Source organism: Williamsia sp. Y712, assembly GCF_059445525.1.
Genome location: NZ_JCAIUN010000002.1, coordinates 263,181 through 278,334 on the forward strand (window position 1 = coordinate 263,181; position 15,154 = coordinate 278,334).

The 15,154-nt window shown below is 62.1% G+C and carries 11 protein-coding genes; 7 read left to right on the plus strand and 4 right to left on the minus strand.

What is annotated here, in order from left to right; translation table 11 throughout:
* Positions 1–66: 66 nt before the first annotated feature.
* Positions 67–1,134 (minus strand): class I SAM-dependent methyltransferase, encoded by a 1,068-nt coding sequence (locus AC1D75_RS16050; protein WP_495516328.1) that lies wholly within the window; start codon positions 1,132–1,134, stop codon positions 67–69.
* A 587-nt stretch (positions 1,135–1,721) separates the two neighbouring features.
* Between AC1D75_RS16050 and AC1D75_RS16055 the strand changes: the two genes are divergently transcribed.
* From AC1D75_RS16055 to AC1D75_RS16075, 5 genes are all read left to right on the plus strand, one after another.
* Positions 1,722–3,089 carry an FAD-dependent oxidoreductase gene (locus AC1D75_RS16055; RefSeq protein WP_495516329.1) on the plus strand — a complete coding sequence of 456 codons (1,368 nt, stop codon included), beginning with the start codon at positions 1,722–1,724 and terminating at the stop codon, positions 3,087–3,089.
* Between the two features lie 59 nt (positions 3,090–3,148).
* The gene (locus AC1D75_RS16060) at positions 3,149–4,621 is read left to right on the plus strand and encodes a dihydroorotase (protein WP_495516330.1); all 1,473 of its coding nucleotides are present in this window, start codon (positions 3,149–3,151) and stop codon (positions 4,619–4,621) included.
* A complete protein-coding gene (locus tag AC1D75_RS16065; protein WP_495516331.1) occupies positions 4,618–5,856 on the plus strand; it encodes a CaiB/BaiF CoA transferase family protein in 1,239 nt (412 codons plus the stop codon). The genes AC1D75_RS16060 and AC1D75_RS16065 overlap by 4 nt, the downstream gene beginning before the upstream one ends.
* 140 nt (positions 5,857–5,996) lie before the next feature.
* Complete coding sequence (locus AC1D75_RS16070; protein WP_495516332.1) at positions 5,997–7,055, plus strand: alpha/beta hydrolase; 1,059 nt, start codon at positions 5,997–5,999, stop codon at positions 7,053–7,055.
* Positions 7,056–7,413: 358 nt separating this feature from the next.
* On the plus strand, positions 7,414–8,745 hold the full coding sequence (locus AC1D75_RS16075) for a GAF domain-containing sensor histidine kinase (RefSeq protein ID WP_495516333.1): 1,332 nt from the start codon (positions 7,414–7,416) through the stop codon (positions 8,743–8,745).
* Positions 8,746–8,776: 31 nt separating this feature from the next.
* Here the strand turns inward: AC1D75_RS16075 and AC1D75_RS16080 are convergent, their stop codons facing one another.
* The 3 genes from AC1D75_RS16080 to AC1D75_RS16090 form a co-directional block, all read right to left on the minus strand.
* Positions 8,777–9,229, minus strand: coding sequence for an Hsp20/alpha crystallin family protein (locus AC1D75_RS16080; RefSeq protein ID WP_495516334.1), 453 nt, complete (start codon positions 9,227–9,229; stop codon positions 8,777–8,779).
* 112 nt (positions 9,230–9,341) lie between these two features.
* A complete protein-coding gene (locus AC1D75_RS16085) occupies positions 9,342–9,989 on the minus strand; it encodes a response regulator (RefSeq protein ID WP_495516896.1) in 648 nt (215 codons plus the stop codon).
* Positions 9,990–10,098: 109 nt separating this feature from the next.
* Positions 10,099–10,989, minus strand: coding sequence for a universal stress protein (locus AC1D75_RS16090; RefSeq protein ID WP_495516335.1), 891 nt, complete (start codon positions 10,987–10,989; stop codon positions 10,099–10,101).
* 554 nt (positions 10,990–11,543) lie between these two features.
* On the opposite strand from AC1D75_RS16090, the gene adhP reads away from it, so the two are divergent.
* Together adhP and AC1D75_RS16100 are read left to right on the plus strand one after the other, a co-directional pair.
* On the plus strand, positions 11,544–12,572 hold the full coding sequence (gene adhP, locus AC1D75_RS16095; protein WP_495516336.1) for an alcohol dehydrogenase AdhP: 1,029 nt from the start codon (positions 11,544–11,546) through the stop codon (positions 12,570–12,572).
* 70 nt (positions 12,573–12,642) lie between these two features.
* The gene (locus AC1D75_RS16100; RefSeq protein WP_495516337.1) at positions 12,643–15,135 is read left to right on the plus strand and encodes an ATP-dependent Clp protease ATP-binding subunit; all 2,493 of its coding nucleotides are present in this window, start codon (positions 12,643–12,645) and stop codon (positions 15,133–15,135) included.
* Positions 15,136–15,154: the final 19 nt, after the last annotated feature.

A 15,154-nucleotide genomic window follows, 5' to 3' on the forward strand; every position in this document is an offset into this window, starting at 1 on the left:
TTCTCGATTCGTGTTTTGCGACAGTCGGTTTCGGTGTCCGCGGACGTTGCGTTGGGTGACGGGCGATCAGGCCTGGGGTTTGACGCCGCGCGCAACCCACGGGTATTTACCGGGGCCGACGCCGTATTCCTCGATGTCGACGAAGCCGGCATCCCGCAGCAATGCGCTCCGGTCCAGCAGCAGCGCACCACGCCAGAACGGCTCGTTGCGGTTTTCGGTCTCCCAGTCGAGAACCACACACCGGAACAGCGAATCCTGCTCCGAGTACGGAGCCACATCGCCGATGATGATCTCGCCGCCGGGGCGACACAGCCGGAAGGCCTCGGCGACGATCGTTCTTGCCGCAGGCACCGGAATCTCGTGAAGCAAGATGAAGGCGGTTACCATGTCAAAGCTGTTGTCGCCGTACGGAGTCGACTCACAAGCCGCCTGACGCAGGTCCCATTCCCAGCCGTTGCGGGCTGCGATGAGTTTGGCGTGCTCCAATTCAGTTCGGCCGAGGTCGACACCCGAGATCTTCGCGTCGGGCCAGGCCTGCTGCAGAGCCGCGGCGTATCGGCCGGTGCCGACGCCCAACTCCAGTATCGACTCGTAGGAGGGGAGGCGGCCTTCCTTCGCGACGAGGAGACGCTGATCCGCAAACGACTCACCGGGCTTGACCGCGCCGATGCCGCCGGTGGCGAAGAGAAGATCGTAGACGTAGTCATGGATCATGAAGCCCATCCGCTCATGGCCTTCCCATCCGCCAGGAGCGAGGTGGAACTCGGTGTCCGACCAGTATTTGGGTGCCTCGACCGTCGGATCGAGAACGAGGTTTCCACCCTTGTTCGCGTTCGCGTCGTACTCGGCTTCGACCGCGAGGCTGCCGTCGTCGTAGGCGTCCCGAGCTGCCACGAACTGCTGCTCTCCTGAGAATCGGGTGTAGAACCTGTCCCAGGTGTAGTTCTGGGACTGCTCCAGCAGACCCGCGGCAAACCTGATCTGGGACTGCAGACCCTCAGGCAGCTGCACACCCTCGGTCAGTGCGTCGAGGTCCGCAGACGCCGCCGACTGCAGTTCTTTACCGCACCACGCGGCCAGATCGGCGAGGAAGTTGAAATTGGCGCGACCACGCTGCCGGAGTCCTGTTTTCATCGTTGTTCCTTGTCTTTCGAGACCGGTGGTCTGCGTGAGATCAATCGTTGGAGGACTGGCGCCGACGGAGAGTTCGGTGGGGAACCTGTTCTCCGGTCCGGCCGGCTTCACCATTGACGGCACGGTCGACCGATGAGCGGCGAATCCGCATGTGACATCCGTTCGTTAATGAGCCTTGGTCTCGTCTGCCGCCTTCGGTCTGTTCCGCTCAGCGGACCCACTGGCGACTTAAGGGCACCGGTATGAGGGATATTAAACATCATCTCGTGACAAAAAGGTGTCTTCGTGCAACATTGCTGTTTCGTGACCACGTGTTTCTTGGTAGGCAGTGGACGAATACGCTTACTGCAACTAACGTTCCGTGTAACGAAACGATAGCTAGCAAATAGCCTCGAATCTGAGCAGTGATCGAACGCGTTCCGACGCCGCGCCGCCACCGGCGGCGATGGATCGTGAACTATCCTTCGCTCGCGGCCAGTCCGCACGACAGGGAAGAGAGTCCAGTGGCGCAGGTCTACCGACGCGATGAATGACTGACGGTCACCGATCAACCGATTCCGACGAAAGACCAAGAACTGTGACGATTCATGAGTGAAAACGGACCCGACCTTGTCGTGGCCGGTGCCGGTGGCGGCCTGATTGCGGCTCTGCGCGCCGCGCAAGGCGGTCTCGATGTACTGGTGGTAGAGGCGAGCGAACACTTCCGGCGTGGCAACAACACGTCGATGTCGACGGCGATGGTGCCCGGCGCGGGTTCGCGTTGGCAGGTGGCTGCGGGCATCGACGACTCGGCCGAACGCTTTGTCGACGACATGGTCCACAAGACCAAGGGTGCGGTCGACATGGCGCTGGCCCGTGCGCTCGCCGAAGTCAGTGCACCACTGGTGGAGTGGATGGCAGATGACCTCGAGCTGCCGCTCGACCTGGTCACCGACTTTCCGTACCCCGGTCACTCGGCACTGCGTTGCCACACCATCGAGGGCCGGCACGGAAGCGCCTTGATCGATCACCTCATCCGGCTGGTGTCCGCGCATCCGCGGATCGACCTGATGGTCCCGGCCAAGCTCACCGACGTCGCACTGGACGACTCCGGTGCGGTGTGTTCGGTGACTGTCACATCGCCCGATGGGGCAACCGAGGAGATCGAGACCACCGCTGTCTTGCTGGCCACCAACGGTTTCGGTGCCAACAGTGCGATGGTCTCGGAGCTGTTGCCCGAGATCGCAAATGCCGTCTATCACGGTAGTGAGTACTCGACCGGTGACGCGCTGGACATCGGAAGGCGGCTCGGCGCGGACACCGCCTTCCTGGACGGGTATCAGGGTCATGCGGCATTGTCCAAGAAGGCAACCACTCTCGTGGGCTGGGCGACGGTCATGCACGGGGGAGTGGTCCTCAACGTCGAGGGCAAGCGATTCGGCGATGAGACCACCGGCTATTCCGAATACGCCGCGATCCTTGCCGCACAGCCTGATTCGTCGGGCTGGATCGTCATCGACAAAGAGATCCATCAGCGGTGTCTGCTGTTCACCGACTTCCAGCAGACGGTGGACTCTGGTGCCCTGGTGTGGGCCGATTCGGCCGAGCAACTCGCCGAGGCGACCGGCCTGCCGCAGGCACAGGTCATCGACGAACTCGCCCGCGTTGCGGAGTACTCGAACGGCTCCGCCGCCGACCCCTTCGGGCGGTCGAACTTCGGACGTACGCTCGAAGCGCCCTATGCCGCAGTGGAAATTGTCCCCGCCCTGTTCCATACCCAGGGCGGCCTCAGGGTCGACCGTCGGGCACGGGTTCTCCACACCGAAGGCGAACCCATACCCGGCCTCTATGCCTCGGGCGGTGCGGCCATGGGAATCTCCGGCCACGGTGCATCCGGATACCTCGCCGGGAACGGTCTCCTACCCGCTTTGGGTTTGTCATACCTCGCTGCGAACTCGGTACTCGCCGCACTTTGAGAAACAGCCGAGAACATCTCTCGGCCGCATCACCATCCACCCAGTTGAAAGGAACCACCATGGCGAGTACATCGCTGCTGATCAAGAATGCACGGGTCGTTCAGACCGGACCGGAACATCCGGAAGAGGGCGAGTTCCTCGACATCCTGATCACCGACGGCAAGTTCTCGCGCATCGAGGCATCGATCCCCGTCGACCCGACGTATGAGGTCATCGACGCTGCCGGACGCATCGCTTTCCCCGGTGTCGTTGACGCGCATCAGCACTGGGGTATCTACAACCCGCTCGGCGACGACGCCGAGATCGAGTCACGGGCATCTGTGCAGGGTGGTGTCACCACTGCGCTGTCGTATATGCGTACCGGCCAGTACTACCTGAACAAGGGTGGCGCCTACGGTGACGTGTTCCCCGAGGTGCTCGAGCAGACCGAGGGCAAGCCCTTCGTCGACTACGCCTACCACCTGGCACCGATGTCGAAAGAGCACATCGCCGAGATCCCTTCGCTGATCGAAGATCACGGTGTCACCTCGTTCAAGATCTTCATGTTCTACGGTAGTCACGGACTGCATGGTCGCTCCACCGACCAGAGCGAATTCCTGATGATCCCGAAGGACGAGCGGTACGACATCGCACACTTCGAGTTCGTCATGCGTGGTATCCAGAAGGCGCGGGAGCAGTTGGCCGACAAGGCCGATCACATCTCGTTGTCTCTGCACTGCGAGACCGCCGAGATCATGAGCGCGTACACCAAGCTGGTCGAAGAAGAGGGCACGCTGACCGGTCTCGCCGCGTACAGCGCCTCGCGTCCGCAGCACTCCGAGGGTCTGGCCGTCACCATCGCCTCGTTCCTCGCCGACGAGACGCAGATGCCCAACATCAACCTGCTGCACCTGAGTTCGGCCAAGGCATTCGTCGCCGCGATGCGGATGGCAAAAGCATTCCCGCACGTCAACTTCCGGCGTGAGGTCACCATCGGACATCTTCTCGCCGATATCGACACCGCGTACGGCCTCGGCGGAAAGGTCAACCCGCCGCTGCGTCCCCGTGACGACGTCGAGGCACTGTGGGAGCACGTCATCGCCGGCAACGTCGACTGGGTTGTCAGCGATCACGCCTGCTGCAAGGACGAGAAGAAGTTCGCCGAAGACCGTGGCGACATCTTCTCCGCGAAGTCCGGATTCGGTGGCGCCGAGTACCTTCTGCCCGGACTGGTCAGCGAAGGCCGCAAGCGTGGACTGAGCTGGCAGCGGATCGCCCGGCTCACCGCGACCAATCCGGCGGAGCGTTACGGACTCCCGGGCAAGGGTGCCATCGAAGTCGGCATGGACGCCGACCTCGCGCTCGTCGACCCCGATCACAACTGGACGGTTCGTCCGGAGGATTCGGAGTCCGCTCAGGAATACACCCCGTTCGAAGGCTTCGAGCTGGCGGCCAAGGTCACCGACACCTTCGTCCGCGGACAGCGCGTGCTGACCGACGGTGCGGTCTCCGGGACACCGGCCGGTCGCTACCTGCACCGCCCGTACAAATGAGTGATCCGGTGACCACCGATTCCTCGGAGGTCTCCAGCGGGCCGGTTGCGACCGGCCCGCTGGCCGGCATTCGAGTCCTCGATGTGTCGACCATCCTGGCCGGACCGTTGGCTGCCCAGATTCTGGGTGACTTCGGGGCGGATGTGATCAAGATCGAACATCCGACCCGTCCGGACGGCATGCGCGGTCATGGGCTGGAAAAGGACGGTCAACCGCTCTGGTGGAAGATGGTCTCGCGCAACAAGCGCACGTTGTCGCTGTATCTGGGCAGTGACGAAGGTGCAGCCATCTTCCGGCGTCTGGTTGCCGAGGCCGACGTGGTGATCGAGAACTTCCGGCCGGGTACGTTCGAGAAGTGGGGCCTGGGCTACGACGTCCTGTCCGAGATCAATCCGGGGCTGATCATGCTGCGCGTGACCGGCTTTGGTCAGACGGGGCCATACTCCGCCCGGCCTGCGTTCGGCACGTTGGTCGAATCGATGAGCGGCTTCGCGCACCTCACCGGTGCTGCCGATGGTCCGCCGACCCTGCCGGCTTTCGGACTGGCGGACTCGATCGCCGGTATCGCCGGTACCTCGGCGGTGTCGATGGCGCTGTTCAACCGGGAACGCACAGGCAAGGGACAGGTCATCGACCTCGACCTGCTCAGTCCGATCATGACGGCCGTCGGTCCGGGCATCATCTATGCCGATCAACTCGGCATCGATCAGAAGCGTAGCGGGAACCGATCGAGCAACAATGCTCCACGGAACCTGTACCGCACCAATGACGATCACTGGCTCGCCATCTCCACCAGTGCGAACTCGATCGCCGAACGTGTGCTGCGCCTGGTCGGGCATCCGGAGGTCATCGACGAACCGTGGTTCGCCACGGGCCGTCAGCGTGCCGCCCATGCAGATCTCCTCGACGGCTACGTCGGTTCGTGGATCGCTGAGCGAACCCGCGACGAGGTGATCGATGCGTTCGAGTCCGCAGGCGCCGCAGTGGCACCGGTGTACAAGCCGAGCGACCTGCTCAAGGATCCGCAGGTCCAGCACATCGGCATGACAACAACGGTGGATGATGCCGATCTGGGTCCCATGCGGATGCAGAACGTGATGTGGCGGATGAGCGAAACTCCGGGCAACATCCGGCACACTGGTCGCCCACACGGTTCGGACACCACCGAGATCCTGTCCGAAATCGGTTGTGATGCAGATGAAATAGCGACGTTGCGCGAACACCGGACGGTGTGATTTCCGGCGATCGTAGGTTCAGTGCATCGGTGGCCGACTCACATCCGGTCACCGATGCGCTGGTCGGCGCCATCCCGTGCGTCATGGCATTTTGTGTTCGAAGTGTAGACGGCGTGTAGGTTTCGCGTACTCTCACGATCGTGAGCCAGGCCACCGCGATGTCGCTGTCGACGCGAGTCAGAATTCAGCGCACTGTCATGCAGATTGCCGGGCGTATCCCGCCGGCAGTGCTCGAGATGGCCGGTCGACGAAGTCTGGTGAACGCAGAGGGTGACCGGCTGGCCGTCGAGATGGCTGTGACAGGTTTCGTGGCTGCGCACCTGAAGTCCTTTGACATCGCAGGAAAATCGGTCAGCGAGGCTCGTGCGGATCTACGGTCCAACGCGGTTGCAATGGCCGAGAATCTTCCACCGATGGCCGTGGAGGAGGACCATTTGATCGACGGGCCGGGCGGCACGCTCCCGATCACTCGCTATCGGGCTCAAGCGGGATCGACGGGCGTCGTGGTCTTCTTCCACGGTGGTGGATGGGTGATCGGGGATCGTGTCAGTCACGACAACCTGGTGCGCAGGCTGGCCATCGCGTCCGGTGCCGACGTTCTGTCGGTGGACTACCGGCTTGCGCCCGAACATCGGTTTCCGGCCGCAGTCGACGATGCGGTCACTGCGTGGCGGTACGCGGTGAATTCCGCTCCGCGCTGGGGTGTTTCGCCGTCACGGATTGCCCTCGCCGGGGACAGTGCCGGAGGAAATCTGAGTGCTGTTGTGGCACAGCAGGTTCGAGATGACGACGTGACACCGTGTCTTCAATTGCTTATCTACCCCGGCACCGACGCGACCACTCGACGCGCGTCGCGACAGGAGTTCGCGAACGGGATGTACCTGACCGACGAGCACATCGACTGGTTCCTCGACCAATACGTGCCCGATATCGCAATGCGCAGTGACCCTCGCGTGTCGCCGCTGCTGGCCCAAGACCTTTCGGGACTGGCGCCGGCATATGTCGTCATTGCCGGATTCGATCCACTTCGGGACGAGGGGATTGCGTACGCGCAGCGGCTCGCGGCGGCAGGCGTGCCCGTCACGTTGGATCGCGCAGGCAGCCTGATTCACGGATTCGCAAACATGACTCTGATCAGTGCGGATGCCCGTGCTGCGGTCGATCGGATGGGTGCAGCGTTGGCCGACGCGTTTCGTTGAGCACGGGTGCAACCGTCGGGGTCGGGTGGTACGTATTCATCGAAATCGTGTTGTGGTATTGCGATACAAGCGATACCGGGCTGGATTGGCCCAAAGAGCGCTCGAATGTCTGTGACGCAAATGTGATTGAACTGTTATGGGCTCGATGAATTGTGGTCGATATATCCGATATGGCCACCAAGGGTGCGCTATATCGATTGTGTGTTCGTCGCGTAAGCGAACAATGCAAACCTCCAGATGGCCACCGATAACCGGAAAGATTCCATTTTCAAGTTGATATTCCAACTGCTGCAGCGAATTTGATCAAACGGAAACCGGCGGAGACACTTTGCCACTAGCGTGGGTTACGTAACACAGCATGACCACCCGATCCACGGGGGACCTTATGGAACTGACGTCCGCCGCTTCACAGCAACTGCGAGGTGATTTGTCCCTCCTCCGCGTACGTGACCTCTTCGGCGAAGTCCACGACCAGATTGCGCATCTGCAAGGACCGAGTGTACAAACCGATGAGCTCATCGAGGCACTGGCATCGGCTGCGGCCGTGGTGGTCGACAGTGCATGGCTCTACGACGAGTCCCGGTCGAGATTGGGGTGGATCGAGGCCATCAGTGATGTTCGAGCAGAGTTGCTCTCGGGTGCGGACTTCGACGTGGTTGTGGAAATGATCGCCCGAAAGGCAAGGGAACTCACGAGCGGAGATGTCGCATTCATCGCCAGACCGCGGGATCCGGAACAACCCCGTGAACTCGTCCGCGACCTCGTCGTGACCGTGGCCGAAGGTGAGTGCGTTTCGCAATCTGTCGGTCGCACCATCCATATCGCAGGATCACCAGCCGGCACGGTGTTCTCCGAGCTGACGCCGCACTTGTGCGACGTATCGGATGTCGAGATCTCGGGCCTCACCATGAGCACCGAAGGTCCGGCGTTGGTTGTCCCGTTGAGTGGCGGGGACACAATCCACGGCGTATTGGTCGTTGCCCGCCGGGGCGGGCAGAGTCCGTTCAGCCAAGACATGCTGACACTGGCTACGGATTTCGCAGATCAAACGGCGTCGGCACTGTCGGTGGCGGCGACGAACCGGCGTACCCACGAACTCGAGGTGTTCGCAGACCGCGACCGAATTGCACGCGACCTGCACGACCACGTCATCCAGCGCGTTTTCGCCGCGGGAATGAACTTGCAGGGGACCGTACAGCGAACTCGATCTCCGGATGTCCGACGGCGGCTCACCGGGACCATCGATGATCTGCAGGACGTGGTGCAGGAGATACGCGCGACCATCTTCGACCTGCAGGATGTGGGGCCGCAGACCCCGCAGCTGCGCCAGCGAATACACGAGGTCATCGACAAGCAGGCAGGGGATACCAGCGTCAAGACCTACCTGCGGCTATGCGGGCCCCTGTCCGTGGTCAGGCCAGAGTTGAGTGACCACGTGGTCGCGGTCGTCAGGGAAGCGGTGAGCAACGGAGTCCGTCACGCTGCAGCCGAAACGATCACCGTGACCATTTCGGTCGGCAACGATCTCACTGTCGAGGTCATCGATGACGGGATCGGCATGCCGACCGAGGTGGTTCCCAGCGGTCTGGGCAATCTGCGCTCCCGTGCGCGAGAACTCGGTGGGGACCTGACGTTGGCCTCGCCGGACACTGGGACCGGTCTGGTGTTGTCGTGGTTTGTGCCGATGTGACGGGGGACCTCTCGTCAACCGCCTCGTCGGTTCACTTGGTCTCGACGGTGATCTGCTTACCCTGTGACTTGGCTTCTGACAGCGGTACGGTCACGGTGAGAATGCCCTTGTCGTAGTCAGCTGTGACCTTGTCCTCGACAAAACCGTTCGGCAGCGGCATCGATCGGATGAACGAGCCGTAGGCGAACTCGGATCGGGTATCGGACTTCTCCTCAACGGTCCGCTCTGCTTTGAGCGTCAACATGCCGTCCCGGACTGTGACCTCGACGTCCTTCTTCGGATCGATGCCCGGCAGTTCGGCACGCACGACATATTTGTCGTCGGTCAACTCGTCTTCGATCCGGATCAGATTCGAACTCGGTCGCATCGACCCCAGTGCAGGAAACGCGGCAAAGAAATCTGCCACATCGGGGATTAGCGACTGGATCGGATGGCGCGTCGCAAGCTTGTTCGTCGCGGCCTTGTTTGTCGCAGGCTTGTTCATCGGGGGACCTCTCAGTCGGTTACGGTCTACCTCTATTTCACCGGAGTTCGACATGTCCGCGGGAGGGCAGAAAGACCTTGCTGTGGCGGCCGAACGAAAGGGCCGACAACCCTTATCGACCGGAGTTCTTGGGCTGCCTGTCCAGCTTGGCGGCATAAACTGCCGCCTGTGTGCGGCGTTCCATTCCGAGTTTCGCCAACAGCCGGGAGACGTAGTTCTTCACGGTCTTTTCCGACAGGTGCATCCGGGCGGCGATCTGGCGATTCGTCAAACTCTCGCCGAGCAACGCGAGAAGCGTCTGCTCCTGCTCGGTGAGTGCGTCAAGGGGACCGGTCGCCCCTTGCGTGCGGAGTTGATCCATGAGCGCCGCGGCCGCGGTGTTGTCCAGAAGCGACTTGCCTGCCCCGACATCTTTGATCGCTTTGGCCAGGTCCATCCCGGCGATGTTCTTGACGACATACCCGCTGGCTCCGGCGAGAATGGCATCGAGCATGGCCTGGTCTTCGGTGAACGACGTCAGCATCAGACAGCGGAGATCGTCGAGTTTCGTGCGCAACTCCCGGCACAGTTCGATGCCGCTGCCATCTGGCAGTCGAACGTCGAGAACGGCCACATCGGGTTTCAATGCCGGAATCCGGGCGAGCGCCTGAGCGTAGGTGCCGGCTTCCCCGATCACCGCCAGATCGGGGTCTGAGCCGATGATCTCGATCAACCCTCGGCGCACCACCTCGTGGTCGTCGACCAAGAACACCGAGGTCACAGCTGCACTCCCCATATGGCGTGCTCCTCAAATGGTGATGACGGACCCAGTTAGGCTCCCTCAATTGTAGGCGCCGGAAATGGTCCGTCGACCGCCTTGAGCAGTCGGGTCAGGGACGCGCGATGAGCACGGGGCAAGACGCGGTGTTCAACAGGACACGGCTGGTCGACCCGAGAACGCGGGCGATGAAGTTGCCGCGTCCTCGCGAGCCCACGACCAGCAGGGAGGCGTCGGTTGACGCATCCCGCAGTGCAGCGACCGGCTCGCTGTCGAGAACCAACTGGGAGACCTCGAGGTCTGGGTACTGTTCACGGTATCCGGCAAGCGATTCGGCAAGTACAGCCTCTTCGGCCGTACGGGCGTCGTCCCACGACAGTCCCGCGTGATCGGCCCTGAACGCCGGGTGCAGTCTCGTGAAGTTCCACGCATGGATGGCCACGAGTCGACCGTTTCGTAACGCTGCCTCTTCGTACGCCAGACGCACAGCCAGTTCGCTGGATCTCGATCCGTCCACCCCGACGACAACGGTGTCCGGCATCGTGTCCCGCGCCGGACCCGGATGTTCGCGCATCACCACGACGGGGCACGCCGCGTGGGAAGTCAACGCCTCGGCGACTCTCCCGAGCAGGCCGGGGACTCGGCGGGTCTGTCCTTCAGCGCCGATGACAAGGAGGTCCGCGCTCCCCGACATGCGCTGCAGGCCCAATCGGGGTTCGCACAAGAGACGTTTTGTTTCGATGACGATGTCCGCACCGGCGTCGGTGACCTCAGATGCTGCCAACGACCTCGCCTCGGCCAGGTCCTTGTCGGCGCGGTCGTTGAGGAGATCGAAGTACGCGTCAGGTATCGGATAGTCGCTGAGGGTGATCAGGTCGTCGTCGACACAGCAGAGGAGTAGCAGTCGGGTCGATCTGATCGCAGCTTCGCGAGCGGCCCACCGCACTGCGCCGTAAGACGCTGCCGAGCCGTCTACGCCGACGACAATCGGTTTGCTCTCCATGTTCGCTCCTGACATCGAGCACAGGCGATACCGTAACCACGGTCCCATCTTTCGGTCCGGTTCGGTAGTGCCACAGTGCATGGCAACCAATGCCGAATGGCACTTGGACCGATCGGCGATGAGAATGATGGTCGACCAACCCGCAACCGGGTCACTTGGGTCGGGTGAGGGTCCGTGAGTGGGTCCGCACACCCGCTGGAGCGGATCTCAGCAGGATGCGGCCGGACGCGCGTGCGCTCCATCAAGGGATCGCATTATCCCGGATATATGTGCACCCCAAGAGATTTCAGTTCCTGCTTTGGCGGGCCGTGCGGTCGGTGGATGTCCATGACGCTTCGAGGTCCAGGCCGGTTTGATGCATGGAACCCGGTCTGCGTTGTTGACGAAGGTCAACGTGCACGACCCTCTCCCAGTGACCCTTGGCATTTGTTCGATGACTTTGTGCCCGCGCGGTCAAGAGGCCACGCGTGATGCACTGGGATTCGTGGCATCATCGGCGGTTGCCGCCCTCTGTTAGAGACCACGAACTTCGGACAGAAGGGGTCAGCGCAGCAATGGACATGATGAAGGCCGCGGTCGTGCAGAGTTTCACCGATCCACTTGTCGTCGAGGAAGCTCCGATCCCGTCGCCCGGCCCGTTCGAAGCCCTGGTCGAGGTCTACTACTCCGGTGTGTGCCACACGGATCTGCATGCGGCGCGGGGGGATTGGCCGATCAAGCCGCAAGTCCCATTTGTTCCGGGCCACGAAGGTGTTGGAAAGGTCATCGCGACAGGTGACAGCGTGACACGACTTGCCATCGGAGACACGGTTGGCAACGCCTGGTTGTGGAGTGCCTGCGGCGAATGCGAATACTGCGAGACAGGCTGGGAAACACTGTGTCCCAACCAGATCAATGGCGGATACAGCGTGGACGGATCGTTCGCAACCCATATGCTCGTCGACTCCCGGTACGCCCCGATCATTCCGGACAACGTCGACCTGAAAGCCGTGGGACCCATCCTGTGTGCCGGCGTCACCGTCTACAAGGGTCTCAAGGTCACCGATACCAAGCCCGGAGACTGGGTGTTGATCTCGGGCATCGGCGGACTCGGGCATATCGCTGTTCAGTACGCGTGCGCCATGGGGCGGCGAGTGATCGCGGTCGATGTCGATGACTCCAAACTCGACCTGGCCAAAAAACATGGTGCTGAGATCGGCGTCAATGCGGCGAAGGTCTCCGATCCGGCGGCGGTCATCATCGAGGCCACCGATGGCGGCGTGCACGGCGCATTGGTCACCGCGGTCAACGCCCATGCCTTTCCTCAGGCTGTGGCGGGTCTTCGTCGCGGCGGCACCGTGTCCCTAGTCGGTTTGCCGCCGGAAGCGTTTCCGCTCGACATCTTCACCACAGTGCTCTTCGGTCTCACCGTGCGAGGGTCGATCGTCGGTACTCGAAAGGATATGGCGGAAGCGCTCGACTTCTTCGCACGGGGACTGATCGAACCCACATACACGGTGCGCGAGTTACCTGAAATAAACGACATCTTCACTGCCATGACCGACGGCGATATCGATGGACGAATTGTTCTCGATCTCACCTGAACCGCGTTGGCGCGGCACTGTCGTCGAATGGTGAGGCTGCCGGCGAACCGGAGAGAGAAAGGTACGGCTGATGACCAACCCCTGGATGGACCAAAGTCCCTTCGACGATATGTTCAACCGGTTCTTCGGTACTGAACGACCCCGTCCGCAGGTTCAGCGCGTCGACTTGGGACGGCTGCTCAACGACGAGGCCAAACTGCTGGTGGCAACGGCTCGCGAAGCCGCAAAGCAGTGGAACAGTGGTGAGCTCACACCGGAACACCTGCTCTACGCCGCAGCGCAGGTCGAGACCTCACAGAACATCCTGCGAGAGTTGGGGGTTGATCCCGACGAGCTGGCCACGCAGATGTATGAGCGCATCACCGCGGCTCCCTCCGAGCCGCACAGCGGCGACCTCCCACTCAGTCCCGCCACAAAGCTCGCGCTCCGGACCGCTCAACAGCAGGCCTACCAGGCCGGTGCCAGCTACGTCGGGCCAGAGCACATTCTGCTGGGGATCGCGTCGAGTGCCGAGACACCTGCCGCACAGGCGTTGGCAGGCAATCTGAAAGCTGATGGAGTGCAGCCAAGTTCGAGTGCCGGTGGCAACAGTGAAACGCCCACGCTGGAGGAATACGGTCGCGACCTGACCGCCGAGGCGCGTGCGGGGAACATCGATCCGGTGGTGGGTCGTGCGGACGAGATCGAACAAACGGTGGAGATCCTTTCCCGGCGACGCAAGAACAACCCGGTCCTCATCGGCGATCCGGGTGTCGGCAAAACTGCGATTGTCGAAGGATTGGCGCAGCGAATCGTCAACGGCGACGTGCCATCCACTCTCGCGGACCGTCGGGTGATCGCCCTCGATATCGGCCAGGTCGTGGCGGGAAGCAAGTATCGGGGCGAGTTCGAAGAACGGCTGACCAAGATCCTCGATGAGATCCGGGCTCATTCGGATGAACTCGTCATCTTCATCGACGAGCTACACACCATCGTCGGTGCGGGCTCGAGCGGCGAAGGTTCAATGGACGCGGGCAATCTCCTCAAGCCGGCCTTGGCCCGTGGCGAACTCCACACCATCGGTGCCACCACCATTGACGAGTACCGCAAGTACATCGAAAAGGACGCCGCCCTCGAGCGTCGCTTTCAACCGATCCTGGTGTCGGAGCCGTCGGTCGATGACACCATCGAGATTCTTCGAGGCCTTGCCGACACCTACGAAGCTCACCACCAGGTCCACTACACCGACGAAGCGCTCATTGCTGCGGCCGAACTCTCCGACCGCTACATCACCGATCGGTTCATGCCAGACAAGGCAATCGATTTGATCGACCAGGCCGGGGCGCGTGTGCGGTTGCGTACCAAGACACCTGACACCGACGCCCGCGCGGTAGAAGAAGAATTGGCCCGTCTCGAACGCGAGAAGGACTCCGCCGTTGCGGCGGAAAACTACGACCGCGCTGCGGAATTGAAGGCCGAGATCGCGGCGCAGAAGGGCGCCGTCGATGAGTCCTCCGACGGACGCACCCAAGATGTCACCGTTGTGGACATCGCCGAAGTCGTCTCCCGGCAAACGGGCGTGCCCGTCGCCGAACTGACAACCGAGGAGCGCACAAAGCTCCTCGCGCTCGAGGGCGTGCTGCATTCCCGCGTCATCGGCCAGGACAAGGCGGTCACTGTTGTCGCCGAGGCGGTACGACGGGCCCGGGCGGGGCTCGCCGATCCCAGTCGCCCGATCGGTTCGTTCCTCTTCCTGGGGCCCACCGGCGTCGGCAAGACAGAACTCGCGAAAGCTCTGGCAGAGGCCGTGTTTGGTGATGAGGACCGGCTGATTCGGTTCGACATGAGCGAGTTCCAGGAAAAGCACACGGTCTCGCGTCTGGTCGGCGCACCTCCCGGCTACGTCGGATACGAAGAAGCCGGCCAGCTGACCGACAAGGTGCGAAGGCAGCCGTATTCGGTGATTCTCTTTGACGAGGTCGAGAAGGCGCACGCGGACGTCTTCAATGTGCTGCTGCAGCTACTCGATGATGGTCGCGTCACCGACGCACAGGGGCGCACAGTCGATTTCAAGAACACGATCGTGATCCTCACCAGCAATATGGGATCGGATCTGATCCTCAACACACCCGACGCCGACACGATCGCCGTGCAGTTGATGGAACGTCTGCATTCGCACTTCCGTCCGGAGTTCCTCAATCGCATCGATGAGATCGTGACCTTCACGCGCCTCGACGAGGAGCAGCTGCGCGCCATCGTAGAGCTGACACTCGACAGCACCCGCCGCCGACTTCGTGCACAGGACATCGAGCTTTCGGTCAGTACCGCAGCCCAGGACTGGTTGGCCCGCACCGGTTATCAGCCGGAGTTCGGTGCCCGACCACTGCGCCGGACGGTGCAGCGAGAACTCGACAACAAACTGTCGCGATACCTGCTCGACGGTGCGCTCGTTCCGGGCGACACCGTCAACGTCGATGTTGCCGACGACACCCTGAAGATCACCTTCGATGCGGGCGATGCCGCACAGGGTGACGAGAGCGCCGAGGTCAGTACCGAGAAAGAGTCGTCGAAACACTCGGTGTGACGACGCGGCCGCGCGGGGA

Excerpts from the sequence above, each read along its gene's own strand:
- AC1D75_RS16060 (WP_495516330.1), top strand. The coding sequence starts at position 3,149 with ATGGCGAGTACATCGCTGCTGATCAAGAATGCACGGGTCGTTCAGACC.
- AC1D75_RS16090 (WP_495516335.1), bottom strand. The coding sequence starts at position 10,989 with ATGGAGAGCAAACCGATTGTCGTCGGCGTAGACGGCTCGGCAGCGTCT.
- AC1D75_RS16075 (WP_495516333.1), top strand. The coding sequence starts at position 7,414 with ATGACCACCCGATCCACGGGGGACCTTATGGAACTGACGTCCGCCGCT.
- adhP (WP_495516336.1), top strand. The coding sequence starts at position 11,544 with ATGGACATGATGAAGGCCGCGGTCGTGCAGAGTTTCACCGATCCACTT.
- AC1D75_RS16065 (WP_495516331.1), top strand. The coding sequence starts at position 4,618 with ATGAGTGATCCGGTGACCACCGATTCCTCGGAGGTCTCCAGCGGGCCG.
- AC1D75_RS16050 (WP_495516328.1), bottom strand. The coding sequence starts at position 1,134 with ATGAAAACAGGACTCCGGCAGCGTGGTCGCGCCAATTTCAACTTCCTC.
- AC1D75_RS16080 (WP_495516334.1), bottom strand. The coding sequence starts at position 9,229 with ATGAACAAGCCTGCGACAAACAAGGCCGCGACGAACAAGCTTGCGACG.
- AC1D75_RS16055 (WP_495516329.1), top strand. The coding sequence starts at position 1,722 with ATGAGTGAAAACGGACCCGACCTTGTCGTGGCCGGTGCCGGTGGCGGC.
- AC1D75_RS16100 (WP_495516337.1), top strand. The coding sequence starts at position 12,643 with ATGACCAACCCCTGGATGGACCAAAGTCCCTTCGACGATATGTTCAAC.